The sequence below is a fragment of the Deltaproteobacteria bacterium genome (assembly GCA_016709225.1).
Taxonomy (GTDB): Bacteria; Myxococcota_A; Polyangia; order Nannocystales; family Nannocystaceae; genus Xiheibacterium; species Xiheibacterium phototrophicum.
Genome location: JADJEE010000001.1, coordinates 1,171,213 through 1,196,775, shown reverse-complemented (window position 1 = coordinate 1,196,775; position 25,563 = coordinate 1,171,213). Strand labels below are relative to the sequence as shown.

15 protein-coding genes are annotated in these 25,563 nt (G+C 71.8%); 12 read left to right on the top strand and 3 right to left on the bottom strand.

Translation table 11 applies throughout. From position 1 onward, the window contains the following. The first annotated feature begins 4 nt into the window (after positions 1-4). The 6 genes from IPH07_04995 (at position 5) to IPH07_04970 (ending at position 12,084) form a co-directional block, all read left to right on the top strand. The gene (locus IPH07_04995; protein MBK6916736.1) at positions 5-1,237 is read left to right on the top strand and encodes an AAA family ATPase; all 1,233 of its coding nucleotides are present in this window, start codon (positions 5-7) and stop codon (positions 1,235-1,237) included. Next, positions 1,237-1,872 (top strand): TIGR02646 family protein, encoded by a 636-nt coding sequence (locus tag IPH07_04990; protein MBK6916735.1) that lies wholly within the window; start codon positions 1,237-1,239, stop codon positions 1,870-1,872. The genes IPH07_04995 and IPH07_04990 overlap by 1 nt, the downstream gene beginning before the upstream one ends. Before the next feature lie 63 nt (positions 1,873-1,935). Then, positions 1,936-5,775 carry a DUF3857 domain-containing protein gene (locus IPH07_04985; protein MBK6916734.1) on the top strand — a complete coding sequence of 1,280 codons (3,840 nt, stop codon included), beginning with the start codon at positions 1,936-1,938 and terminating at the stop codon, positions 5,773-5,775. Beyond that, entirely contained in the window at positions 5,772-9,563 is a 3,792-nt protein-coding gene (locus IPH07_04980) for a tetratricopeptide repeat protein (GenBank protein ID MBK6916733.1), read from the top strand. Before IPH07_04985 ends, IPH07_04980 begins: the two co-directional genes overlap by 4 nt. Positions 9,564-9,611: 48 nt before the next feature. After that, a complete protein-coding gene (locus IPH07_04975; GenBank protein MBK6916732.1) occupies positions 9,612-11,360 on the top strand; it encodes a DUF4215 domain-containing protein in 1,749 nt (582 codons plus the stop codon). A gap of 64 nt (positions 11,361-11,424) precedes the next feature. After that, positions 11,425-12,084 (top strand): glutathione S-transferase N-terminal domain-containing protein, encoded by a 660-nt coding sequence (locus tag IPH07_04970; protein MBK6916731.1) that lies wholly within the window; start codon positions 11,425-11,427, stop codon positions 12,082-12,084. Between the two features lie 39 nt (positions 12,085-12,123). Here the strand turns inward: IPH07_04970 and IPH07_04965 are convergent, their stop codons facing one another. Further along, positions 12,124-13,983, bottom strand: coding sequence for a hypothetical protein (locus IPH07_04965; GenBank protein MBK6916730.1), 1,860 nt, complete (start codon positions 13,981-13,983; stop codon positions 12,124-12,126). Between the two features lie 91 nt (positions 13,984-14,074). Here IPH07_04965 and IPH07_04960 point away from each other — a divergent pair, with 91 nt between their 5' ends. Next, positions 14,075-14,512 (top strand): hypothetical protein, encoded by a 438-nt coding sequence (locus IPH07_04960; GenBank protein ID MBK6916729.1) that lies wholly within the window; start codon positions 14,075-14,077, stop codon positions 14,510-14,512. 11 nt (positions 14,513-14,523) lie between these two features. Here the strand turns inward: IPH07_04960 and IPH07_04955 are convergent, their stop codons facing one another. Continuing rightward, entirely contained in the window at positions 14,524-16,062 is a 1,539-nt protein-coding gene (locus IPH07_04955) for a hypothetical protein (protein MBK6916728.1), read from the bottom strand. Between the two features lie 149 nt (positions 16,063-16,211). On the opposite strand from IPH07_04955, the gene IPH07_04950 reads away from it, so the two are divergent. The 3 genes from IPH07_04950 (at position 16,212) to IPH07_04940 (ending at position 19,649) form a co-directional block, all read left to right on the top strand. Continuing rightward, positions 16,212-17,744, top strand: a complete 1,533-nt coding sequence (locus IPH07_04950; protein MBK6916727.1) for a hypothetical protein — start codon at positions 16,212-16,214, stop codon at positions 17,742-17,744. Beyond that, complete coding sequence (locus IPH07_04945) at positions 17,741-19,036, top strand: cytochrome c3 family protein (protein MBK6916726.1); 1,296 nt, start codon at positions 17,741-17,743, stop codon at positions 19,034-19,036. The genes IPH07_04950 and IPH07_04945 overlap by 4 nt, the downstream gene beginning before the upstream one ends. 70 nt (positions 19,037-19,106) lie before the next feature. Then, positions 19,107-19,649: a hypothetical protein gene (locus tag IPH07_04940; GenBank protein MBK6916725.1), complete on the top strand. Its 543-nt coding sequence runs from the start codon at positions 19,107-19,109 to the stop codon at positions 19,647-19,649. A gap of 386 nt (positions 19,650-20,035) precedes the next feature. Here IPH07_04940 and IPH07_04935 read toward each other — a convergent pair whose 3' ends face one another. Further along, complete coding sequence (locus IPH07_04935) at positions 20,036-21,130, bottom strand: hypothetical protein (GenBank protein MBK6916724.1); 1,095 nt, start codon at positions 21,128-21,130, stop codon at positions 20,036-20,038. A 148-nt stretch (positions 21,131-21,278) separates the two neighbouring features. Between IPH07_04935 and lepA the strand changes: the two genes are divergently transcribed. After that, positions 21,279-23,120, top strand: a complete 1,842-nt coding sequence (lepA, locus tag IPH07_04930) for an elongation factor 4 (protein MBK6916723.1) — start codon at positions 21,279-21,281, stop codon at positions 23,118-23,120. After that, positions 23,117-25,453, top strand: a complete 2,337-nt coding sequence (gene lepB, locus IPH07_04925; protein MBK6916722.1) for a signal peptidase I — start codon at positions 23,117-23,119, stop codon at positions 25,451-25,453. The genes lepA and lepB overlap by 4 nt, the downstream gene beginning before the upstream one ends. The last annotated feature ends 110 nt before the right edge of the window (positions 25,454-25,563 follow it).

Here is a 25,563-nt window from a genome sequence, read left to right as displayed (position 1 = left end):
GCGAGTGAGCCGCCTCCAGCTCGCGAACTACCGCGGGTTCGCCGAACTCGAGCTCGCGTTCGACCCGCGGCTGACCGTGCTGGTCGGGGTCAACGGCGGTGGCAAGTCGAGCGTGCTGGACGCGCTCGCGATGGTGCTGCGGGGCGTGGTCGAAGGCGAGGGCGCCCTCGCGGGGGCGGTGGCGTCGCTGCGCAATGGCGCGGCGAGGGGCAGTGTCAGCACGATGCTGACGCCGCCGTCCGGGAGCGCTTGGGCCAGCTCGCTCGGCGTGCCCGGAGCCGCCGCAAGCCTCGAGGTTCGCATCAAGCCTGGCGGCGTCGGCTTCGTCGGAGCACCGCTCTCGATGGTGGCCGTCGACGGCAGCGTTCCCATCTTCGCCCACTACACGGTGGCCCGCGGTGCCACCGATGCGACACCCGGGAGCACGGCCCCCTCGACATGGTCACCCGAGCGAGCGTGGGAGCACGCGTTCGATGCGAGCGCGAACTTCGAGGCGCTCTTCGCATGGTTCCGCGAGCGGGAAGACCTCGAGAACGAACGCATCCGACGGGACGGCACGGGGCTCGACCCCCGTCTCGATGCCGTTCGCAGCGCCATCGCGCGCGCGATGCCCGGCTTCGACAGCCCGCGGGTGCGTCGCCCCAATGGTTCCATCGACGAGCACCCTGCATTTCGAAGGCCGACCCTCGTCATCGACAAGGCCGGCGAGATGCTGGCGTTCAACCAGCTGAGTGACGGTGAACGCTCGTTGCTCGCGATGATCGCTGATATCGCGCGACGGCTCGCGATCGCGAACCCGGCTGGCGATCCGCTCGCCGGCCGCGGCATCGTGCTGATCGACGAAATCGAGTTGCACTTGCACCCGAAGTGGCAGGCGGACGTCCTGGAACGACTGCTCGCGGTGTTCCCATCGCTGCAGTTCATCGTCACGACGCACGCGCCGCTCGTGCTCACGCACGTGAAGGCCGAGCAGGTCCGCGTGCTCCACCAGTTCCAGGTATTCGCGCCGCCCAATCCCGTCGAAGGCAGGGAGGCCGGGGCGATCCTCGGCGAGGTCTTCGACACGGACCCACTCCCGGAAACCACCCGCGACGCCGTCGCTCGCATCTCGCATCTGATCGATCAAGACGACTTCGAGCGTGCGCGCGAAGAACTCGCACGACTTGCCGAACTGCTCGGTGAGCGCGATGCCGAGGTGGCGCGGCTGCGAGCCACCATCGAACTCCTCGCGAGCTGATGCGCCGGATCGACAAGGGGCCGCCGCCCGCATCGCTCTCCCACCACGCCGCGCACCCGGACGCGACCTACGACGACTATCGCGAGAAGCAGGACCTCCGCGAGGCACTCGTTCGCGATCAACGCGGGCTGTGTTGCTACTGCATGCGGCGGATCCGAGCGACCTCCGACGGCGTCCGCATCGAGCACTTCCGTCCGCGTCGCCACGAAGAGCTGCAGCTGAGCTGGACCAACCTCCTCGGGGCCTGCCCGGGCGTGGTGAAGAATGCCCGCGAGATCCACCACACATGCGACGTCAGCAAGGGCGACCAGGAGATCAGCGTGGACCCGCAGCGGCTTCGTCCCGGCGAGATCCGCTACCTCGCCGATGGCACGATCACGACCGCGGATGTGGACGCCCAGGCGGACATCGACGACGTGCTCCGCCTCAACCATCCGACACTCGTCGGCAACCGTCGCAAGGTGCACGACGAGCTGATACGCCAGCTGATCGGCGCCGGCGGTCGCGGGGCCTGGGGGGTCGCAAGGCTCGCGCAGAAGTTGGCGGAGATTCGCGAGGGACCTGCGCTGCCAGAGTTCGCGGGCCTGATGGAGTTCTGGCTGGAACGACGCCTCCGACGCCTCGAACCCGCCTGATCGGCCCTGAAACCCACCTCCCCCGTGGCACGCAGCGGCCCGATCGCGCATCATCGCGACCGCATGATCGCCCGCCGAGCCCCGAGCAGCGCTGCCTCCACGCCGTCGCGGCCTGCGTCCGCGAAGGCCTCCGAGGCCGCACGACGCGCGGGCACGCTGGCGGTGCTGGTGGCCGTGCTCGTGGCGCTGGTGGCCGCGCCGTCGTCGGCGGCGCCGGCCCGCGGTGCGACGGCCAAGGCCGACGCGACCCCGTGGGCGAGCGCGGCCGCCCGCGCCAAGGGTCCCGGTCGGTGGAAGCGTGAGCTCGAGCGGCGCCGGGCGATCCTCGCGGGCCACCGCGGCACCGATCCCGCGGCCGTGCTCGCGCTGACCGGCGCGCTCGGTGAGCTCGGTGGCGAGATCGAACCTGCGACGCTCGCCGGCTTCGTGCAGGGCGTCGCCAAGGACAGCAAGCGCCACCCGCTGGTGCGCAGCTTCGCGGGCTACCTCGCGGCGCGCCTGGCCGAGCAGAAGGGCGATCTGGCGGCCGCCGGCACCCAGCTGCGGGCCCAGGGCTACCTGCTCGACTGGCTCATCGTGGGCCCGTTCGACAACGCCAACCGGGCCGGCGAGACGACCGCGTATCCACCCGAGCAACAGGCCGCCAAGCTGGCCTTCGATCGCGACGAGACCATGGTCGGCAAGCTCGCGGGCGAGCCGCTGTCGTGGCGCCCATGGGACTACGAGAGCCTGCCGCGCGGCGGCTACGTCGGCTTCGACGATCTGCTGCGACCTGCCGAGCAGGCGGTCGGCTATGCGACCGCGTGGATCCACGTCGACGCCGACACCAAGGCCGCGTTGCACATCGGCACCGCCGGGCCCTACGCGGTGTGGGTCGACGGCACCGAGGTCGGCCGCGGCGACGCCTATCGCGCCCCGGATCCGCTGCAGGACAGCCACCCGATCACGCTGCGCAAGGGCGACAACCGCGTGCTGGTGAAGGTGGCGACGCTCGAGAACATGTGGGGCTTCTTCGCGCGCGTGAGCACGCCCGAGGGTGCGCCGCTCGTCGGCGCGCGCGTGCACGTCGAGCTGCCCAAGGCGCCGCACACCAGCGTGGCCCCCAGCTCGAGCCACACGGTCGCATCGCTGCGTCGTGCGCTCGAGCAGCGCGCCGACGCGGCCAAGCGCGGCAACGCGGCGCTCGAGCTGGTCGAGTTCTACCGCTACACGCATCCCTTCGATCGCGACGACAAGACCGCGAGCCAGCGCGCGGCGCAGGTCGACGCCACGCTCGGCAGCGCGCGCTCGGCATTGCTGCTCGCGATCCTCGAGCCCGACCCCAACGGCAGCCGCAAGGCGCTGGCCGCGGGCGTCTCGCGCTCGCGCAAGCGCGAGCCGGCGCTGCACGGGCAGCTGCTGCTCGAGCTGGCCTGGCGCGAGCGCTCGCTCGGGCTCGAGCAGCGCTACGACGAACTGCTCGACGAGGCCAACGCGGCGGCGCCCGACGATCCCGTGATCGAGCTCGCGCTCGCCGACCGACTGCGCGAGCGCGGACTGCCATGGGCGGCACTGCGCTGGACCGAGAGCCTGGCCGGCCGCCACCCGTCGTCGCAGAGCATGCAGCTGGCGCTGGCGTCGGCGCTGCGCGAGCTGGGCCGCACCACCGATGCGCTGGCGATCTACGAGCGCATCGGTCGCGAGCACGGCAGCGAACGCGGCACCGTCGCGGCGCGCATCGATGGCCTGCTCGAGCTCGGGCGCGCCGACGAGGCTGCCAAGCTCGCCGACGGTGGCGCGCTGGCGATGCCGGGCCTGCCCGAGGCGCACGCCGAGGTCGCGCGCCTGCAGCAGGCCAACGGCAACCTCGAGGCCGCCCGCGACGCGCTCGCCCGCGCGGTCGCGCTGGCGCCCCAGGACGCCGACCTGCACGCGCGGCTGGGTCGCCTGCTCGCGCGCACCGGAGCGCGCGAGGCCGCGGTCGCGAGCCTCGAGCGCTCGCTCGCGCTCAAGCCCCAGCAGCCCGACGTGCGCGACCTGCTGGCCTCGCTCGACACCCGCGCGGGCAAGGACCTGCTGGCGCGCTGGGGCGTGTCACTCGAGAAGGTCGGCGCCCAGCCGACGCCGCCGGCGTGGAAGGGCCAACAAGCCGGCTTCCTGCACCACCGCATGGCGGTGAAGGTGCTCGCCAACGGCCTCACCGAGCGGCTCGATCACCGCATCATCCGCATCCTCGACGATCGCGGCGTGCGGAGCCAGGCGGTGCAGGCCTACGCCTACGATCCCGCCGAGAGCATGGTCGAGGTCCGCCGCGCCCGCGTGCGTCGCAAGGACGGCACCATCGAGGAGCTCGGTGACGTGCGCACGCTGCAGCTGGCGCAGTCGGGCTACCGCATGTACTACGACCAGCGGCTGATCCAGGTCGGCTTCCCGGGCCTGCGGGTCGGCGACACCCTCGAGGTCGCGTTCTCGCGGCGCGATCTGGCGGCGCGCAACATGTTCGACGAGTACTTCGGTGACGTGCAGGCGCTGTCGGGCACCGAGCCGCGCAAGTTCGTCGAGTACGTGCTCGAGACGCCGGCCGACAAGCCCATCCACTTCAACGTCGAGGTCGCCCGCGCGACCAACCGCGCCGGCACCGTCACCACCTATCGCCACGCGCTGCGCGACGTGCCGGGCATCAAGCCCGAGAACGGCATGCCGGGCTGGATCGAAGTCGCCAAGTTCATCCACGCCAGCACCTACGCCACCTGGGACGACGTCGGTCGCTGGTACTGGGGCCTGGTCAAGGAGCAGCTGCAGGTCGACGACGCCATCAAGGGCGCGGTGAAGGGCGTGCTGGCCAAGCTCCCCGCCGGCGCCGACGAGGCCGCCAAGGTCGCGGCGATCTACGAGCACGTGGTCCGCAATACCCGCTATGTCGGGCTCGAGTTCGGCATCCACGGCTACAAGCCGTACCGCACCACCGATGTCTACAGCCGCCGCTTCGGCGACTGCAAGGACAAGGCGAGCCTGCTCAAGGTGATGCTCGCCGAGGCCGGCATCGACAGCCGCCTGGTGCTCGTGCGCACCCGCGACCAGGGCAACGTGCCCGAGCTGCCAGCGTCGCTGGCGGTGTTCAACCACGCCATCACGTACGTGCCGAGCCTCGATCTCTACCTCGACGGCACCGCCGAGTGGGCCGGGCCCCGCGAGCTGCCCAGCGGCGATCAGGGCGCGACCGTGTTGGTCGTCGCCGACGGCAAGGGCGCCAAGCTGGGCAAGATTCCCTTCAGCAAGGCGGCCGACAACGTGCGTGACTCGAAGCAGCGGGTGAAGCTCGACACCGAGGGCGACGCCACCCTCGAGCAGGACCTGGTGGTCGCCGGCGCGGCCGCGGCCGGGGTCCGCTACGAGTTCCAGTCGGAGGGCGAGCGCATCGAGAAGCTGCAGAAGGCCTTCGGCGAGCTGTACCCGGGCGCGACGGTGACCGGGCTCTCCAGCCGCGGCATGGACGACATCCTGGTGCCGCCCGAGCTGCACGCGACCATGAAGGTCGCCGGCTGGGCGCAGGCCCAAGGCGACGGCCGCCGACGCTTCCGCGTGCTCGGCCGCGCCTCGCGGCTGACGCAGTCGTTCGCGCCGCAGGACGATCGCAAGTACGACCTGCTCATCGACACGCCGTCGGTCGAGCACCACGAGATCAGCTACAGCCTGCCGCGCGGCAAGCGATTCTCGCAGCTGCCGGCGGCCCGCAAACTCGAAGGGCCGTTCGGTCGCTTCGAGCTTGCGGTCGACGCCACCGACGAAGGTGCCCGCGTGCGCACCACCATCGAGCTCTCCCGCGCGCGCGTCGGCGCCAAGGAGTACCGGGCCTTCCGCGAGTTCCTGCGCGAGGTCGATGCCGGGCTCGAGCAGACCTTCACCGTGGAGGACGCGCGATGATCCGCATGCGTCATGGCCTGCGCGCGGTCGCGACGACCGCCTTGATGTTGTTGGTGTGCGTGCTGGCGGCCTGCCACGGCCGTGGCCGCGGCACCGCCAAGCCCGGCGACGACCCGGACGCGTGGGCGGCTCGGTTGGAGCGCCACCTCGCGCGGCACCCCGACGACCTGGTCGCGGTCCGCGATCTCGCGCTGGTGCGATGGCTGCACCAGGGCCGCACCGACGACGCCATCGGCGGGCTCGATCGCGCGGCGAAGGCCGGCGATCCGCTGGCGGCGGTCGCACGGCTGCGCATCGCCGACGCGCGGCTCGACGGCGAGGCCGCGGTCGCGCAGGCCTACGCGATCCTCGAGCGTGCCGCGGCCGTGCCCGCCGACGCGCCCGATCGCGAGCTGCACGCCGCCGCAGCGATCGTCGCCGCGCGCGTGGTCGCGGGCCTGCACGGCGAGCGCGACGACGACGACGCCCGCTTCGTCGAGATGTTCGATGCGCTGCCCGCCAAGGGCCTGCCGTCGGCCGCCCGCGCGCCGCTGCTGAGCGTGCGCGCCAACATCGAGCGCAACCGCGGCCACGACTACGCCAAGTACTTCCGCGAGCAGGGCTGCGTGCAGCAGTTCGAGGTCGGGCCGATGCAGGGGCGGCAGGGCGAGCTCGAGCTGGCCCGCGATCACGGGCCGTTCGTGGTCGATCCGGCCGGCGACGCCATCGCGCTGGCTTGCGTCGTGCGGCTGTGGAACCCGACCATCCACGCCGGCATCCGGCGCGTGCGCACCCAGCTCACGGTGCCCGGCGACATGCTCGAGCTGGAGCTGTCGGCCGAGGAGCCGATGCGCGCATGGCTCGACGGGCAGCTGGTCCACCGGACCGATCGCAGCGACCGCTACCCGCGTTCGCGCGCGGTCGTGCAAGTGCCGGTCGCGCCCGGCACCCACACCCTCGAGCTCGCCACCGTGATCCCCCGCGATCGCGCGTGGCTGCTGGTGCGCGCGACGACCCCCGACGGCCGCGCGGTCGAGGTCACGCCGGGCGGGCAGGGCAGCGCGCGCATCACCGGCAAGGCGGTGCTGCAGGACTCGCCGTGGGCAGCGATTGCCGACGACGCCGACGGCCCCATCGCCGCGCCGCTGTTCGCGATGCTGCAGCTCGACGACGCGATCCACGACGGCGACGTCGACGACGCCGAGCGGCTGCGCGACCGCCTCGATCGCCGCAAGCGCTCGGCCGATGCCGCGTGGTCGGTGGCACAGTTCGAGCGCTTCGATCCGACCCGCGGCCGCACGGTCTCGCTGGCCCGCGAGCAAGCCGCGCTCGCGACCGCGCTGCGGCTCGATCCCAAGCTGGCGATCGCACGCCTGCGACAGCTCGAGCTGCAGCTCGAGCGCGGCGAAGTCGCGGAGGTCGTCGAGGCCATCGAAGACCCGGCGCAGGTGCTGCCGGGCCTGCGCGGCGAGCTGCTCAAGGCGCGCGCGCACCTCACCCGCGGCGACGAGGCCAAGGGCGACGCGGCGATCGCCCGCGCGGCCAAGCTCGCGCCGGGCAACTGTCGCGTGCTCGCGATGCAGCGCTCGCGCGCGCGCGACGAGGACGACGTCAAGCGCGAGGACGCGATCAGTCAGCGACTCGCGCAGTGCGGCGGCACCATCGAGCTGCGCGCCCAGCTGGCTCAGCGCCGCGGTCGCTTCGCCGAGGCCGAGGCGCTGTGGCACGAGGCCATCGACCGCGTGCCCGACGACCTCGAGGCGATGGAGGCGCTCGCACGGCTGCAGCTCACCCGTGGCGAGGTCGCGAAGGCCAAGGACGTGGTCGGCAAGGTGCTCGCCCGCAACCCGCTGCGGGCGGCCGGGCACGTGATGCTCGCCGACATCGCCGCCGCCGGCGACGACATGGCCGCCGCACGGCGCCAGATCCGAGCCGCGCTGGCGCTGTTCCCCCACGCCGACGCGCTGCGCCGCAGCGCGACCCTGGTCGGCATCCCCGACGAGCTCGACGCGCTGCGCGTCGATGGCCTCGCGGCGCTCGCCGAGTACCGCAGCTCGGGCAAGCAGTACCCCGGCGTCAGCGAGGTGCTGGTGCTCGACCGCAGCGCCGCGCGGGTCTACGCCAACGGCGGCCAGCGACAGATCGTCCACCTGGTCGTGCACCTGCTCAGCAAGGCCGCCATCGATCGCTACAACGAGATCGACATCCCCGAGGGCGCGCGCCTGCTGACGCTGCGCTCGATCAAGCCCGACGGGACCCTGGTCGAGGCCGAGGTGGTGCCCGGCAAGGACGGCATCGAGCTGCGCGACCTCGCGGTCGGCGACGTGGTCGAGTACGAGTTCGTCGTCGAGCACGATCCGGCCACCGCGCTGCCCGGCTACGTCGACGTCTCGACCTTCCGCTTCGCGTCGCTCGACATCCCCTACCACCGCACCGAGCTGCTGGTCGCGCACCCCGAGGCGATGGCGATCCGCGAGGATCGTCGCGCCGGCGGGCCCGCACCGGTGATGGGCGCGATGACCCTCGGTGACGAGACCGTGACCACACGGCTGTACCGTCTGCGACAGCAGGAGCGCATCGGCGACGAGCCCCAGCATCGTGGCCTGCTCGACGAGCTCCCCAACGTCCGGGTCTACACCGCGCTCGACGTCGACGACTACCTCGATGGTCTCGCGGTGCAGGTCAAGGGCGGCGGCCGCAGCAACCCCGAGCTGCGACGGCGCGTGCGGGCGATCGTCGGCAAGCGCACCGAGCCGCGCGCCAAGCTGGCGGCGCTGTGGCGCTGGGTGGTCGAGAACATCGACGATGCGGGCGACCTCGCGGCGCCCGCGACCGTCACGCTCGCGGCGCGCTCGGGCAGTCGTCTGATGTTGCTGCGCACCATGCTGCGCGAGGCCGGCCTGCACGCGGAGCTGTGGCTGGCGCGCGACAAGTTCGGCCCGGCTCCGCTGGCACAGGGCCATCCCATGCCCGAGAGCTACGACGCCGCGTTGCTGGCGGTGAAGCTGCCGGGCGAACGCGACCCGCGGATGATCCTCACCGCCTCGAAGGTCATGCCGCTCGGCTACCTCAGCCCCGGCTACGCCGAGAGCCCCGCGCTGCGGGTGCACGTCGAGGACGACGACGGTCCCGCCGGCGCGGTCACGGTGCCCAAGGCGCGACCGGAACTCCGCGATCGACGGCACTGGGACCTCGACATCGCGCTCGACGGGGCCGGCAACGCCCACGCCAAGGGCAAGCTGACCCTGGGCGGCGCCGAGGGCCTGGTGTGGCGTCAGGCCCTGCGCGACGTCGATCGCGATCGCGTGCGCGAGGTGTTCCAGCAGGCCGAGCTGCAGTGGCTGCGGGGGGCGAGCCTGCGCGAGCTCGAGATCAGCGGCGAGGACGATCTCGACGAGCCGCTGGTGCTCAGCTTCGAGGCCGACGGGGCCCGCTTCGCGATCGACCAGGGTGGCGCGTTGCTGGTGCGTGCCGATCCGCTGCCGCTGTCGACCGCCGCCCGCATGGCGACCTTGCCCTCGCGCAAGACCGGCATGTTGATCCCCTACGCACCCGAGCTGCGGGCGACGCTGACGCTGCACGTCGAGGGGGGCCGCTTCCGCGAGGTGCCGGCGGCGGTGAGCATCGAGAACCGCTTCGGCAGCTACCGTCGCACCGTGCAGGGCGGCGCCGGCGACGAGCGGGTGGTCCTGGAGCTGCGCTCGAGCGTGACCCCTGGTGTCGTCGCCGCGAGTGACTACCCAGAGTTCGTCGAGTTCGCCCGCGCGGTCGAGGCCGCCGAGCAGGCGCTCGCCAAGTACACGCCGTGACATGGGCGTCGCTTGACGGCGGCGCCGACCTCGGACCAGCATCGCGACATGGTTCGTCGCGGATGGTGGTGGTCGTGGGTGGGTGCGACCCTCGTGGGTCTCGCGGGCGAGTCCGCTTGGGCGGCCGACGTCGCGCTCGAGGCCCCGGTCGGCGCCGCGCTGCGCAACCCTGGTGACGCCTACTCGGTGATCCAGCCGCTGCTCGAGGCCCGGGGCCACACCGTCACCATCGTCGACGCCAGCGAGCTCGACACGCTGCCGGAGATCCAGCAGTACGCCGCCATCGTGCTGAGCGGCAGCGGCTACGCGGTCGGCCACGATCTGCCGCTGTTCGACGCCGTGATCCAGGACTACGTCGAACAGGGCGGCGGCCTGGTCGCGACCGGTTGGGTGTTCTATTACAACGACGCCATCGTCGCGCCGGGCTTGAACGCCGTCGCGCCGGTGCTGCCGTCGATGTCGTTCATCAACAACGGCACCGTCGACCCCGCGGGCAACCACGAGATCGTCGAGGGTCTCGGCAGCTGGGCGAACCCCTCCTACGACGCCTACTCGGGCGCCCACAAGCCAGGCGCGCTCACCATCAGCAGCAACGGTGGGACCCCCGACGGCGCGCTGTGGGAGGTCGGCGGTGGCCGTGTGGTGACGCTCGGCCCGCTGTTCACCGCGGAGTACGAGGCCTACGCGACGCAGGCCCTGCACGATGGCTCGATCCCCGACGCCACCGAGATGTTCCTGCGCGCGATCGACTGGGCCGCGCAGGGCGGATTCCCGCCCGGCTGCGGCGACGGCATCGTCGACGAGGCCGCCGGCGAGCTGTGCGACGACGGCAACCACGACAACCACGACGCCTGCGTGAGCCCGTGCGTGCCAGCCACCTGCGGCGACCACTTCGTACAGACCGGCATCGAGCCCTGCGACGACGGCGACGACGACAACGGCGACGGCTGCTTGGTCGGCTGCATCCTGCCGACCTGCGGCGACGGCTTCGTCTACACCGGCACCGAGCCCTGCGACGACGCCAACGACGACGACACCGACGCGTGTCTCAGCGGCTGCATCGCGGCCAGCTGCGGCGACGGCTTCCTGCACGCGGGCGTCGAGACCTGTGACGATGGCGACCTCGACGACGGCGACGACTGCCCAGGGTCGTGCCATCCGGCGATCTGCGGTGACGGCTACGTGCTGCAGGGCACCGAGGCCTGCGACGACGGCAACGCCGATCCGACCGACGCGTGCCTGGTCGGCTGCGTCCTGCCCAGCTGCGGCGACGGCTTCGTCCACGCCGGCGTCGAGGCCTGCGACGACGGCAACGACGACGACAGCGACATCTGCGTGGGCACGATGTGTCAGCTCGCGGCCTGCGGCGACGGCTTCCTCCACGTCGGCATCGAGGACTGCGACGACGGCAACGACGTCGACGACGACGGCTGCACCCACTGCAACGTCGACGCGTCGGCGAGCAGCTCGGGCGGCGAGGGCGGCTCGAGCGACGGCAGCTCGAGCGACGGCAGCAGCGACGGCGGCAGCTCGAGCGGCGGCTCGACGGGCAGCAGCGACGGCGGCAGCTCCGGCCAGGCCAGCGCGGGCAGCAGCGGGGACGACGGCCCGGTCGGCAGCGAGGGCAGCGGCGCCGACGACAGCGGCGGCGGCAGCTCGGGCGCGCCGGCGGTCGACGACACCGGGACCGGCGGCTGTCAGTGCCGCAGCGACGGCAGCGACGGCAGCGGGGCCGCTGCGGGGCCGTGGTGGGGCCTGCTCGTCGTGCTGCTGCGACGACGTCGACCGCGGGGCTAACCTCGCGGGGCGCCGTGACGTACGAGGCCATGGCGCGTCACGTTCGCACCGCGAGGAGGATCCCATGATCGAGCTGCTCACCGCCGCCACCCCCAACGGCCACAAGGTCTCCGTCGCGCTCGAGGAGCTCGCGCTGCCCTACGAGGTGCGCGCGATCGACCTCGGGGCCAACGAGCAGAAGACCCCCGAGTTCCTCGCGAAGAACCCCAACGGCCGCATCCCGGTGATCATCGATCACGACGCCGACGACTTCGTGGTCTTCGAGAGCGGCGCGATCCTGTGGTACCTCGCCGAGAAGACCGGCAAGCTGCTGCCGCAGGACCCCAAGGGCCGCAGCGTCGCGTTGCAGTGGTTGATGTTCCAGATGGGTGGCGTGGGTCCGATGATGGGCCAGGCCAACGTCTTCGCGCGCTACGCCCCCGAGCGGATCCCCTACGCCATCGAGCGCTACCAACGGGAGTCGCGTCGCCTCTTCGAGGTGCTCGAGCGGCGCCTCGGCGAGGTCGAGTGGCTCGCGGAGAGCTACTCGATCGCCGACATCGCCAACTGGTGCTGGGTGCGCACGCACGCGTGGTCCGGCGCGAGCATCGAGGGGTTGCCGGCGCTGCAGCGGTGGCTCGACGCCATCGCGGCGCGGCCGGCCGCGGTGCGCGGGCTGGCGGTGCCGGGCGAGCGCGTGAACACGCAGGAGCGCACGAAGCTGGCGCAGAACATCCTGGTGTAGCGCTCGCGCCTCGCGAACGGGCGCGGCTGCCCCCGCGCGTCACGGGCCGGCGCGCAGGGTGATCGCGATGGTGTCGCGATGCTCGCGAAACCGGACGCCGAGCGCCTCGTCTTCCAGACAGCGCTGCAGCGGCACCAGCTCCTTGGCCGAGAGGCCCGGCAGCTTGGCGACCGCGATCGCGGCCACGCGGCCCTCGGAGAGCGTCGCGTCCACGCGCACGGCCGTCCGCGGCGCGGGCTTTCGCGGCAGCTCCGGCAGGCAGCGGGGCAGGGCCGCCGCGAAGGCCTCGAGCCGCGGCTGATCATCGCCGGCCAGCGGGAAGGGCTGCTCGATGGCGAGCCGGGCCCCGAGCGCCGCCCAGGCCAGGCGCGCGGCCAGGCGCTCGCCGGCCGCCACGCTGGGTGTGCCGGCGGGCCGCGACTCGTCACCGAGCCAGCCGAGCACCGCGAAGCGCGGGCTCGCGCCGCCAGCGGTCGCGATCGCGGCGTCGAGGATCTGCTCGTATGCAGCGTCGAGCCCGAGATCGATCGTCACGGTGCGCTCGCGTGGATAGGCCCGGCGCAGCTCGTCGAGGCGACGCTCGAGCTCCGCGCCCGAGCCCAGCGTACCCTGCAACCACGCGCCGTCGATCGCGAGCTCGAAGCCGCGACCACCGACGTGCACGTCGATGCGCGCGTCCTGCAGCGCGCGCCCACCCACGCCGGCCTCCTGCGCGCGCACCACCACCAGCGGCAACGCGACCGTCACGGTGCCACCGCGCTCGTGGGGCTCGGCGATCGCGAGCTCGATGCGCGCCGCGCCGCCACGACGCAACGCCCGCAACGCGCGACGCAGCTGTGGCGCGGGCGTCTGCGGCTCGACCACCAGCAGCAGCGTGCCGCGACCGTCGGGCAGCAGCACGGCCTCGATCGCGTCGGCGATGGCGGTGATGTCGTCGTCGTCCAGCGGCAGCCGCCGCGACTGCGGGCGACCGACGTCGAGCTCGATCTGCCCGCCGGCGATGCGCACGACCGGCGCCATGCTCTCGGGCACGCCGGTGCCGCGGGGTCGCAGCGCGCCCATCGGGTCGGGCGCGCGCGCGGCCGGCAGGGTCGCCAGCGCGACCCGCTCGAGCTCCTCGTCGAGCGCCGCGCGGCGCTGCAGCAGCGACGACCACGTCGGCTGGGCCGCCAGCTCGGTGCGCACGCCGGTCACCAGCGCCACCAACGGGACCGGGCCCGGCCAGCGAGGGCGCAGGTGCACATCGCCGTCGTCGAGCACGTCACCCAGGTCCTCGACCTCGATGTAGCGGATCTGCTGCGCGATGGCCTCGCGCTGCGCCGGTGCGGCCTCGATCGCGGCATGCAGCGTCGTGCGGGCGTGATCGAACAGCCGCCAGCGAGCGTTGTCGCGGATCTGCGGGTGACCAGACTCGGCCAGCGTGCGGTACGACAGCGTGCGGATCGCCAGGCCCTCGGCGTCGCCGGGCGGCTGCAGATCGGAGCTCAGCATGGCGATGGCGTCGTGCACGAGCTGTGCGGCGTCGTCGTCGGCGATGCCGGCCTCGTCGAGCGCCATCGCGATCGCGAGCAGTCGCGACAGCGCCTCGCGGGTGGCCTCGACGCCGCGCCCGGTGCCGTGGCCACCCAGCGCGGCCCACAGCACGTCGCGGGCGTCGGCGTCGTCGCCCATGCGCGCGGCGTCGAAGAGGTCGAGCAGCCGGGCCAGTCGCACCGCGCGGGCTCGGCTGTCGCCGTGCTCGAGCGCCGCGAGGCGATCCACCTCTGCGTCGTCGACGCCCGCCGCCGGCGCGTCGACGAACGGCGTGGTGGGGCCGTCGCCACCGCGGCGGTGGGTCCGCGTGCCGGCGCACGCGACCAGCAGGGCGAGGGACAACGGCGCAGCAGATCGGATGGGCATGGCGTGATGGGTGGGAAGGCGAGACCGAGCGAACCTCGCCTCGCCGAGGATAGCGCGACCGGCCGAGCAGCCAGCACCGAGCGGGCAGCAGGTGCTCGTCGACTCGGTCTGGCTCGTCGACGGCGAGTACGCCGCCCCGTATCGCCCCTTCACCGAGGGCATCGAGCTCTTGCGCGGCGATGACCGACAGCTGCTGTTTTCCGGCTCCCGCACCGCCCCGGTGCCCCCGACCGCCCTCGCCTTCGCGCACATGCCCGCCAACGCCGTCGGGGCGGTGCTCGAACTGAGGATCTCTGCAACTCAGGCCGCCAGCGTGCTGACCTTCCTGAGCATCGACGACCAAGAAGGAGCGCCCGCGCAGCGTCCCCGCGAATTGTACGCCACCGCGAGCAGCCGCTGGGTCATGACCGACTTCACGCTACCCATCACGCCCGGTGGCGCCATGCCGACATGGCAGCTCGTCGGGCCGACCAACAGCAACGTCACATCGGTCGGCATCCGCCTCAAGGCCTGGATCCTGCGACTGTGATGGGCCGGCGGCTACGGCGGATAGACCGCGAAGTGAGCCTCCGCGTCATACGGGAACGGCAGCTGCGAGGCGCCGGCGACCGCGATCCGCCCATCCGGCGCTCGCGCGAGTTCCAGCCAACCTCCGACCTCGATGACGTGCCGCGTCCAGACGACCGCGCCGTTCTCATCGAGGCGCATGACCACGGCATGAGGATAGCCTCCAGGCTCCGTGATTGCGCCCGCGGCCCAGGTCGTGCCGTCTTGCGCAACCACGACATCGCGAACGTAGTCGTGGTCGTCGGCACCGCCGTCCCACGACTGCGTCCACAGCTCGGTCCCATCCGCGTCGTACTTCCTCAACCAGAAGTCGAAGTACGGCGACGCGCCGGGCTGAGCGCCCGCGACCACCGACCGGCCAAGCCGATCGACCCCGATCCCGTATCCCCAGTCCGTCAGGGGTCCGACCTCGAACCGCTCCCACTCGAGCCCGCCATCGGCGTCGTACTTCCGTACCACGATGTCCGCGCCGGTCCCATCGTTGTACTGCGCCGCCGACACCAACAGGTTGTCACACGCGTCGGCTGCCACCGACCAGTTCACGTCGGCTTGTCCATTGCCACTCGAGAGGAACTCCGACCAAAGCAGCAAGCCATCCGTGGTGAACTTGAGGATCGCGGACTCGGTCCCATTGACGGGATTCTCGCGGCTCCCCACCACAACCAGGTCATCGCTGCCATCCACCACGACGTCCTTCGGGTAGTCGTTGCGCCCCACCGGCCCGTCGTACACCGCGCTCCACAGCTCCCCTCCATCGGGATCCAGCATCCCCACCAGCCAGTCGACGTTGTCCAGCGTGCCCGTCACGCCCGCGAACGCGATGTTGTCGGCGCTGTCGATCGCCACCGGCACGTCGAAGCACAGCACCCCAGGCGGGGCAGGGTAGGTCACCGTCCACAGCTCCTGGTACGCAGGATCGTACTTGCGGATCCAGACGCTGTTGTTCACCGAGCCCGCGAACACGAGGTTGCCCGCCGAGTCGAACGCAGCCCCATTGCCGCAGTCGGCCCAGCCAGTCGGCCCGCCCATGAACAGCGTGAACTCCGGCTCCACGTCGTCGCTGCTCGTGCAGTCGTTCTCGCAGCCATCGCCACCCATGGCGTTGCCGTCGTCGCACACCTCGCCAAGCGCAACCTCGACCACGCCGTTGCCACACCCACCGCCATCGCCGAGATCCAGCGGCAGCCCGTCGTCACCCGAGCTGCTGCCCGTCGCCGCCGGCAACATGCACGCCGGCCCGTCGTCGCTCGACGAGCTGGTCGTCGCACCGCCCGTACTGGTACCCGGATCGCCGCTGCTACCGTCGCTGGTGCCGACGCCGGTCGTGCCCTGCGTCCCCGTCATGCTGCCATCGCCCGTCGTGCTGCCCGTGGCGGGCCCCCCGGTGCCCGACGACGATGCGCCCGTGCTCGCCGTGCCCGCTACCACCACGCCCGGTTCGTGCGAGCACGCGACGCCACCCATCCACCACGCGCCTGCCCACGCGTACGCGGCCCGCCTTCGCCACTTCATCGTTCCCAGCATACGGCGCCACGTCGATCGCGCAATGGCGACGCGCGCGGCTCCGACGACTGCGACCACGCAGTTGCCTTCGTCTTCCAGCCTGGGTCGGGCCGCGCTCGCGTAGCGAAGTCGCGGCGTTGTGGCATAGCATAGCCGCCGTGCCCTGGGCCCGTGCACTGTGTCGCCTCGCGGCGTCGCCACGCGCCCGCGGATCGCGGCATCGCAGGGCGGCCCACGGCCGCGCGCTGCCGTGGGCGCTGGTGGGCGCGCTGGTCAGCAGCGCGTCGGCGCAGGCGGCCGATGTCCGCACGGTCTCGCGCACGATCGGCGAGGGCTACATGGTGCGGCAGCCCGGGCCCGAGGGCACGCTGCTCAGTCGCCGCCGGCTCGTGCAGTACGTCGGCATCGGCGTGTACCGCATCCTGCCGCCCAAGCGCGTCGACGAGCTGCAGCGCGCGCCCGAGGACGGCCAGCTGCAGGTGGTGTCGAGCCTGCGGATCCGCCACGACTTCGGCACCTTCCGTCGCTCGGCCCAAGGCGCCAGCGCGGGCCTGCTGAACGCCATCGACGGCCGTCAGCTCGACATGCTCTACGGCTACCTCGAGGGCCGCAACCTGGGCGGCGCGGTCGACTTCCGCGTCGGTCGCCAATTCGAGATGAGCGGGCTCGACTTCTACGCCTTCGATGGCGGCTGGATCCGTGCCCGCACGCCGGCCCACCTCGCGTTCGAGGCCTTCGGCGGCTTCACGGTCAACGCCAGCGACATCCTCGGCCTGGTCGACTACGCGCCCGACGGCACCAGCAACACACCGAGCGACAGCATCACGACGCCGATGGTCGGGGCCGCGTTCGCGATGGACAGCGTCAAGTTCATGGACGCTCGCTTCGCGTACCGGCGCACCTGGACGCCCGAGCGTTTCGGTCGCGACCTCGAGGGCACCGACGGCAGCCGCGGACTCGGTCGCGGTGTCGATCAGGAGTTCGTCACCGCGACGCTGGCACTGCGCCTGGCGGCCGGCAAGGTGTCGCCGTCGTTCGCGGCCCGCTACAACCTCGGCACCGATCGACTCGACGACACCAGCGCGATGCTCAGCTGGGCGCTGACCGACCTGCACACCCTGCGCGCGCAGTACATCCGCACGGTGCCGAGCTTCGATCTCGACTCCATCTTCAACGTCTTCGCGAGCGAGGCCATCGAGGACGTACGGGCGGTCTACGAGGTGCGACCGGGGCCGTACTGGACCCTCTACGGCCGCTTCCAGGGCCGCATCTTCCGCGCCGACACCACCGCCGCGCTGGCCACCGCGCCCGATCGACGCACGCGCTTCGGGGGCGGCGGCGCGACCGGCTTCGCCTACCGTCGCCGCCGCTTCGCGGCGCGTGGTGACCTGTTCGGCATGGCAGGGGAGGGCGGCGGCCGCATCGGCGGCGACCTCGACACCCGCACCCACGTGGTCTACGACCGCCTCGCGCTCGATGCCCGGCTCTACGCGGTCGGCTACCGCGACGATCTGGTCGCCGCGCGCCGCGGCTACTCGGCGGCGCTGCAGCTGGGCGGCAACCTCCGCATGGCCCACGGCATCTACCTCAACCTCGTCGGCGAGCAGCTGTTCACCAGCTTCTATCGCTCGGCCTTCCGCGCGCTCGCGATGCTGAGCGTCGACTGGGCGGTGCGGGGAGGTCGTCGATGAGCCGCGCATCGCTGCTCGTGTTGCTGTCGTTCTGCGTGGCGCTGGTGTGCGGGCTGCAGCAATCGCTCGCGGGCCCGCAGCCCGGCGTGCGACCGGCCGGCACCGGCCGCGGCCCGGTGCTGCGCAAGGGCAAGCCGCCCCGCAACATGGGCGAGATTCCGGCGACCGCCGGCGTCGCGAGCGGTCCCGTCATGCGCGGCGGCGCGGTCTATCCCGCGCAGGACATCCCGCTGCGCTTCACCCACGATCAGCACCTCGGGCTCGGGCTCGACTGCGATGCGTGCCACGCCGCGGCGAAGGGCAGCCACAAGTCGGCCGACCTGCTGCTGCCGACCGGGGCCGCGTGCGATGGCTGCCACGGCGACCAGCACCCGCGCACGCCCGAGACCCCGGCCCGCTGCGCGACCTGTCACACCCAGCTCGACGAGCAGAACCGCCTGCGCGCGAGCGTCCGCATGCCGCGGCCGCTGCTGCACTTCGATCACGCCAAGCACGTCGACGCCGGCTCGAGCTGCCGCGACTGCCACGACATGAAGGGCGTGCGGCTGGGCTCCGTGCTGCAGCTACCGAGCGAGCAGAGCTGCCTCGGCTGCCACGACGGCTTCCAGGCCGCCAACGCCTGCGCGACCTGTCACCCCGCGGGCGCCGACGGGCGCCTGATGACGCGCGCCCAGGACGATCGCGCGTTGCCAGCACTCGTGCCCCGCGGCGCGAATGCCCACGGGGCCGCGCACGATCTGGCGTTCGTCGAGGACCACACCAGCATCGCGAAGGCCAACCCGCAGCTGTGCGCGAGCTGTCACGACGACAGCTTCTGCACCGATTGCCACGGCGGCTCGATCCGGCCCATGCGGATCCACGCCGGTGACTACCTGACGCTGCACGCCCAGGACGCCCGCGGTGCGCTCTCGGATTGCCAGAGCTGTCACCGTCAACAGAGCTTCTGCCTCGGCTGTCACGAGCGCGTGGGCTTCTCCGATCGCGCCGGTGGTGAGTTCGGCGTCGGTGGCCCGCTGCAGTTCCACCCCGATGGTTGGTCGGGTGCGCCCGGCATGCCGCAGGCCCACGCACACGCCGCGCAGCGCAACCTCTCGGCCTGCGTGTCGTGCCACACCGAGGACAGCTGCCTGGCCTGCCACGCGACCACACAGGCGGCCAAGCCCGGCCTCGATGTCAGCCCGCACGGGCCCGACTTCGCGCGCTCGGCGAGGTGCGATGCGTTGGCGAGCCACAACCGCCGCGTGTGTCTGCGCTGTCACGCTCCCGGCGACCCGCAGCTCGAGTGCCTGTGATCGCGCGGGCCCGCGCGCGCTTCCCAGCGCAACGCCGCCTTGCTACGATCGCGAGCGGGTGGGGCAGCGCATGCGAAGGCAGCGGGTGCTTGGGGTGATCGCGTGGTTGCTCGCGGCCTGCACGTTCGACTCGGGCGGCGAGCCGACCGGCGGCGTGGCCGAGCACGACGACGCCGATGGCACCGCGACCGCGGCGGTCGACACCACCGATGCCGGCGACGGCGAGAGCGGCCCCGGCCGCACCTCGGCCAGCGCCGGCGGAGCCAGCCACGGCAACACCGGTGTCGTCACCGATGCCGACGGCTCCGCGGGCGACGGCGCCGGCGACAGCAGCGGCGCCTCGCAGGGCGACGGCGGCGACTCGTCGGCCAGCAGCGGTGGCGACGACAGCAGCATGGCGATCTGCGGCAACGGCATCGTCGAGCCCGGCGAGACCTGCGAGACCGCCGACTTCGACGGCTTCACCTGCGACGAGCTCGGCGAAGGCTACGGCGGCACGCCCAGCTGCGCCGGCTGCCAGATCGACGATGGGCCCTGCTGCGTCGGCGCCGGCACGCCGTGCGCACCGTGGAACCACGACTGCTGCAACGGCTGCTACTTCGTCTGCGGCTAGGGCGGCTCGCGCGGGGGAGGGCGAGCCCGGTGCAGCGACGCGCCGCACCCGGTCGCGATCAGTTCATCGGCGAGTAGACCGTGAAGAGCTCGACCTCGGTCATCGCGACCAGGCGGTAGTTCTTGCCCGGGTCGATGAAGACCGGTGCGGCCGGGAGCAGCTCGACGCGGTCGCTGTCAAGGCCCACACGAACGAGCCGCCGAAGGTCTTGGCGGAGAAGGGGGGGCCGTAGTCGGACTCCTCGTCCGGCAGATCCGAGGTCTCGTCGTCGGTCGCGACGGTCGCCGAAGGTGCGGGCGCGACGTCGTCCTGGGGCTCTTCGGGATCCGTCATCGTGGGCGCGCGTAGCCTACCCGAAAACGCCGGCCGAATGCGACGCGAAGGCGTCAGCCGGCCTTGGGTGCGCCGCTCGGCTTCGCCGGCGTGAGCGGCTTGGCGCCACCGGGCGACTGCGGCTTGGCAGGCGTCACCGGTGTCGGCTTCGCGGCCGCCGGCTTGTCGCTCGCCGGCTTGTCGCTCGCTGGCTTGTCGCTCGCGGGCTTGTCGCTCGCCGGCTTGTCGCTCGCCGGCTTGTCGCTCGCTGGCTTGTCGCTCGCCGGCTTGTCGCTCGCTGGCTTGGCGTCCTTGCCCTTGCCGGCGTCCTTCGTGGCGCCCTTGTCCTTCGTGGCGTCCTTGCCCTTGTCCTTGCCGCCCTTGTCCTTGGCGGTGTCCTTGCCGGCATCTCCGGTCGCGCCAGCGTCGGCGGGCGGCTTGTCCTTGCCCGGCTCCTCGACGTACTCGGCCTCCTTCGTGCCACCGGACTCGCTCGCGCGCTTGCTGCTGCGCGAGGTCTCGGCGACCCGCGCCCGCCTCGCGGCGTCGTGGTCCCACTGCTCGAAGCGACCGTCGCCGTTGACGTCGTAGCCCACGCGATCGATGCGACCGGCGAGGTAGTACGTGACCATGTCGGGCTTGCCGTCGCCGTCGCGGTCGGTCTCGATGCGCAGCAGTCGACCCTTCTCGTAGCGCCGCCACGCGTCGACATAGCCGTCGCGGTTCAAGTCCTGCTCGTCGAGCACGAGCGCGCGGTCCTGGTAGTGGCGACCGACATCGATGCGACCATCGAAGTCGAGGTCGAACTGCTCGCGGACGATGTTGGCCTTGTCGTCGAAGTGGAAGTAGGCGTCGAGGCGGCCGTCGAAGTTGAGATCGGCCTGCTTGCAGACCAGCGTCTGGCCCTGGGCGCCGGCGTAGATCGACACGAGATCGCCGCGGCCGTCGTGGTTCAGATCGACCTGGTCGGCGCGACCACCCTTGGTGTCACAGCGGGCCGTGTCGACCACCAGCGCGCGCATGTTGGGATTGGGCGGCGCCGACACGGTGGGTGCGCCCTCCGCGGACTCGTCGGGGGCCTTGCTGCCCTCGTCGCGCTTGGGCTTCGGGCCGCAGCCCGTGGCCAGCGCGCATGCCAGCACGATACCGCCGGGCCAACGGGTCAGCACCGCGATCCCAGCGCGGGCACCGGCAGCACCGCGTCCACTCCACCGCCCACGACGTCGCACGAGGGGTACTCTAGGGGTGCCCGCCCGCCATCGGCAAGCCAGCGGCTTTCGTGGTACGTCTGCCGCCCCGCCCAGCTGGCGCTTTCACATGCCCGATCCGCAGGCCAAGCCCGTGGTGCCCACCGCGCCGCCGCAGAGCCAAATCCGCAGCTTCTGCATCATCGCCCACATCGACCACGGCAAGAGCACGCTCGCCGATCGGTTGATGGAGGCCACCGGTCTCATCGGCGACCGTGAGGGCCGCGCGCAGTACCTCGACCGCATGGACATCGAACGTGAGCGCGGCATCACGATCAAGGCCCAGAGCGTGCGCATGGCGTACACGGCGCCCGACGGCGAGGTCTACGAGCTGAACCTCATCGATACGCCGGGCCACGTGGACTTCGGCTACGAGGTCTCGCGCTCGCTGGCCGCGTGCGAAGGCGCGCTGCTGGTGGTCGACGCCGCGCAAGGCGTCGAGGCCCAGACGCTCGCGAACGTCTACATGGCGCTCGACGAGAACCTCGAGATCATCCCCGTGATCAACAAGATCGACCTGCCGTCGGCCGAGCCGGAGCGCGTGCGCGGCGAGATCGAGGAGATGGTCGGGCTCGACTGCTCGAACGCGCTGATGGTCTCCGCCAAGAGCGGCATCGGCATCGACGATCTGCTGCTGGCGATCGTCGACCGCGTGCCGCCGCCCAAGGGCGACCGCGAGGCCCGCGTGAAGGCGCTCATCATCGACAGCTGGTGGGACAGCTACCGCGGCGTCATCTCGATGGTGCGGGTGTTCTCGGGCCGCATGCGCGCGGGCATGAGCGTGCGCATGATGGCGACGGGCAAGAGCTACCAGGTCATCGCAACCGGCGTGTTCGCGCCCGAGATGATCGAGCTCGCGGAGCTGTCGGCCGGCGAGGTCGGCTTCGTGGTGTGCAACGTGAAGGAGGTCGGCGACAGCAAGATCGGCGACACCATCGCCGAGCCCGACGACACCCACGCCGAGCCGCTGCCGGGCTTCAAGGAGATCCAGCCGATGGTCTTCGCCGGCGTGTTCCCGACCGACAACGCCGACTATCCCAACCTCCGCGACGCGCTCGCGAAGCTGTCGCTCAACGACGCCAGCTTCAGCTACGAGCCCGAGACCTCGCTGGCGCTCGGCTTCGGCTTCCGCCTGGGCTTCCTGGGCCTGCTGCACATGGAGATCGTGCAGGAGCGACTCGAGCGCGAGTACGACCTCGACCTCATCACGACCGCACCGAGCGTGAAGTTCATCGTGCACGGCAAGGACGGCAGCACCGCCGTCATCGACAACCCCGCCAAGTTCCCCGACCTCGGCGACTACGAGTCGATCGAGGAGCCCGTGATCGAGGCCCGCATCCAGCTGCCGCAGGAGTACGTCGGCCCCATCCTCGAGCTGTGCGAGCAGCGACGCGGGATCCAGAAGGACCTGCGCTACCTGACGCCGTCGCGGGTGCAGCTGGTCTACGAGCTGCCGATGGCCGAGGTGGTGTTCGGCTTCTACGACATCCTCAAGAGCCGCTCACGCGGCTACGCCAGCATCGACTACGAACCCGCCGGCCACCGCAAGAGCGACATGGTGCGGCTCGACCTGCTGGTGAACGGCGAGAACGTCGACGCACTCTCGCTCATCACCCACCGCGAAACCGCCTACAACCGCGGCCGCGACCTGTGCATCAAGATGAAGGACCTGGTGCCGCGCCAGCAGTTCGAGGTCGCGATCCAGGCCGCGATCGGCTCGCGCGTGATCGCCCGTACCACGGTCAAGGCCATGCGCAAGGACGTGACCGCCAAGTGCTACGGCGGCGACATTTCGCGCAAGCGCAAGCTGCTCGAGAAACAGAAGAAGGGTAAACGGCGTCTGAAGGCCATTGGCGCGGTCGAGATCCCACAGGCGGCGTTCCACGCCGTGCTGAGCCTGGAGGGCGAGTGAGCGAGCCGGCGCAGGCGCCGGACGCGGCCGCTGCGGCGCCGCGCAAGCGTCGTTCGCGGCGGCACGTCAAGTCCGCCGCGCGGCTGCTACAGAAGGAGGCCCGCCGGATCCTGAAGAAGCACGGCACCCGCATCGCGGCCGATCCGGCCGACGCCATGCGGGCGGCGGTGGCGGCGATCGACACCCTGCGCGCCAACGACGACTGGCACGGCGTCGAGGACGAGGCCGAGCGCCTCGACGAGCTGCTGCACCGCCACGCCAGCTTCGCACGCAAGAGTGCCATCCGCGAGACCGTCGAGAACGTGCTCATCGCGGTCATGGTCGCGCTGGGTCTGCGCTCGTGCTTCTACGAGCCGTTCAAGATCCCGTCGGGCAGCATGATGCCGACCCTGCGCGCGGGTGATCACATCTTCGTCAACAAGTTCGTCTACGGCATCCAGGTGCCGTTCACCACCACCGTGGTGGGCGAATCACTCGGGCACATCTCGCGCGGCGACGTGGTGGTGTTCCGATATCCGCTCGACGAGTCCGAGGACTTCATCAAGCGGGTGATCGGGCTGCCCGGCGACGAGATCCGCGTGGTCGGGCGTCAGGTCTCGATCAAGCGCGAGGGCGACGCCGATTTCGAGGTGCTCGCGCGCGAGCCGATGAGCGAGCGCTGTCTCGACGAGGCCGGCGTGAAGACGGTCTCGAACTGTCAGCTCTTCCACGAGACCTTGGACGGCAAGACCTACGTCGTCCGCTACGTGCTGACGGTGGAGGACCGCGACGACCTCGCGCCCAAGCCCCGCACCTGGAAGGTCCCGGCCGGGCACCTGCTGGTGATGGGCGACAACCGCAATCTCTCCCACGACAGCCTGCAGTGGACCGTCGAGGTCGAGGCGGTCGGGGTCGACAGCCTGCTGACCGCCAAGGACCTGCGCGACCTCACCGGCGACACCCAGTTCCAGCTCGAGCGCAACGAAGAAGTCACCGAGCTCGACGACGGCCGCCACGACCGCGTGACGTACCTGGCCAACCACCGCTCCGAGGGCCACGACGTGGTGCTCGAGGTGTGGCGCAAGCCGTCGCTGGGCGCCGTCGCGGTGTTCGAGACCGTCGCATCGGGCATGGCCGGCGGCCGCCCGGGCACGATGGCCGAGCTGCTGACCGCGGCCACCGGTGGAGCCGAGCGCGACCGGGCGCTGGAGCAGGGCGCCGCCGTCGATCGCATGCACGTCGCCCACGACCCCGACGGCCGCACCGCGGTGCTGCTGCTCGAGAACGAGGCCTCGGTGCTGCACCTGCGCTGCGGCGCGGGGGTCTGCCGCGACGACGCCAAGCTGGGCCTGCTGCTCGCCGACGTGCTCGCGCGCTTCCAGACCAACCCCGCCCAGGACGCCCGCACGCTGCTCGAGACGCCCAAGCGCGTCCGCTACACGCCGCAGTGGTCGGGCCGCGGAGACGCACGCGAGCACTTCTTCGAGCGCGTGCTGGTCAAGCCCGGCAAGGCCGCCGGCAAGTCTGGCCGCGACGAGGTGCGCCTGCGGGCGTTCCGCAAGCCGCAGGAGACCGCGAGCTTCGTCCGCGACGCGGCGCTGTGGTCGTTCGGCAGCTCGACCGGCATGGCCCAGCGGGTCCCCGAGCTCGGCGAGGACGCGCTGCTGGTCGCGCGGCCCGACGGCTTCGCGCTGGTGCTGACCGACGAGACCCGCGAGATGGTGGTCGTGCTCGAGTGCGGCAGCAGCTTCTGCAGCGACGCCGGCAAGGCCACGGCGCTGGGCAAGGTCGTGGCGGAGGGCGTGCCCGCGGCCGCCGGCGACCGTCGCAAGCTGCGGGTGTTGTTGACCTCGGGCGACGTGCCGGGCTGGGAGGAGCTCCCGGTCGGGATGCCGGAGCTGACGGTGTTCGATCGACTCTCGCTCGAGGGCACCGTCCGCGGCCACGACCACAGCGTCGAGATCGAGGCCTGGCTCAAGCCGCCCGAGGGCCTGGCAGCGAAGGTCGCGGCGCTGGGCAACCAGTACGGCTTGGTCGCCGACGCCTCGGTGGCCGAGGGCGCGATGGCCGGCGAGCTGCCGGCCGACGACGAGGGCGAGGGCGCGTTCGCGATGGTCTTCGGCGTGCCGCAGTCGGACGTGGTCGTGCGCATCGAGTGCCGCAAGGGCCTGTGCCTGGACCGCGCGACCGCGGTCTCGTTGGCGCACCGCGCCGCCGGCAAGGCCGTCGACCGCACCAACTTCATCGATCCCGCCGCCGTGCGCCACCGGCCGTTCGTGCCGCGCGGCAACGTCAAGGGCCGCGCCGAACGCATCTGGCTGCCGCTGTCGCGCTTCTGGCTTCCGATCGAGTGAGCTGGTCGTGGCGCTTCCGGCTGCCGCTGCCGCGCTTCTGGCTTCCGATCGAGTGAGCTGGTCGCCGCGCTCGAGCCCCCCTGGCCGGCCCATGGTTCTGACTTTACATA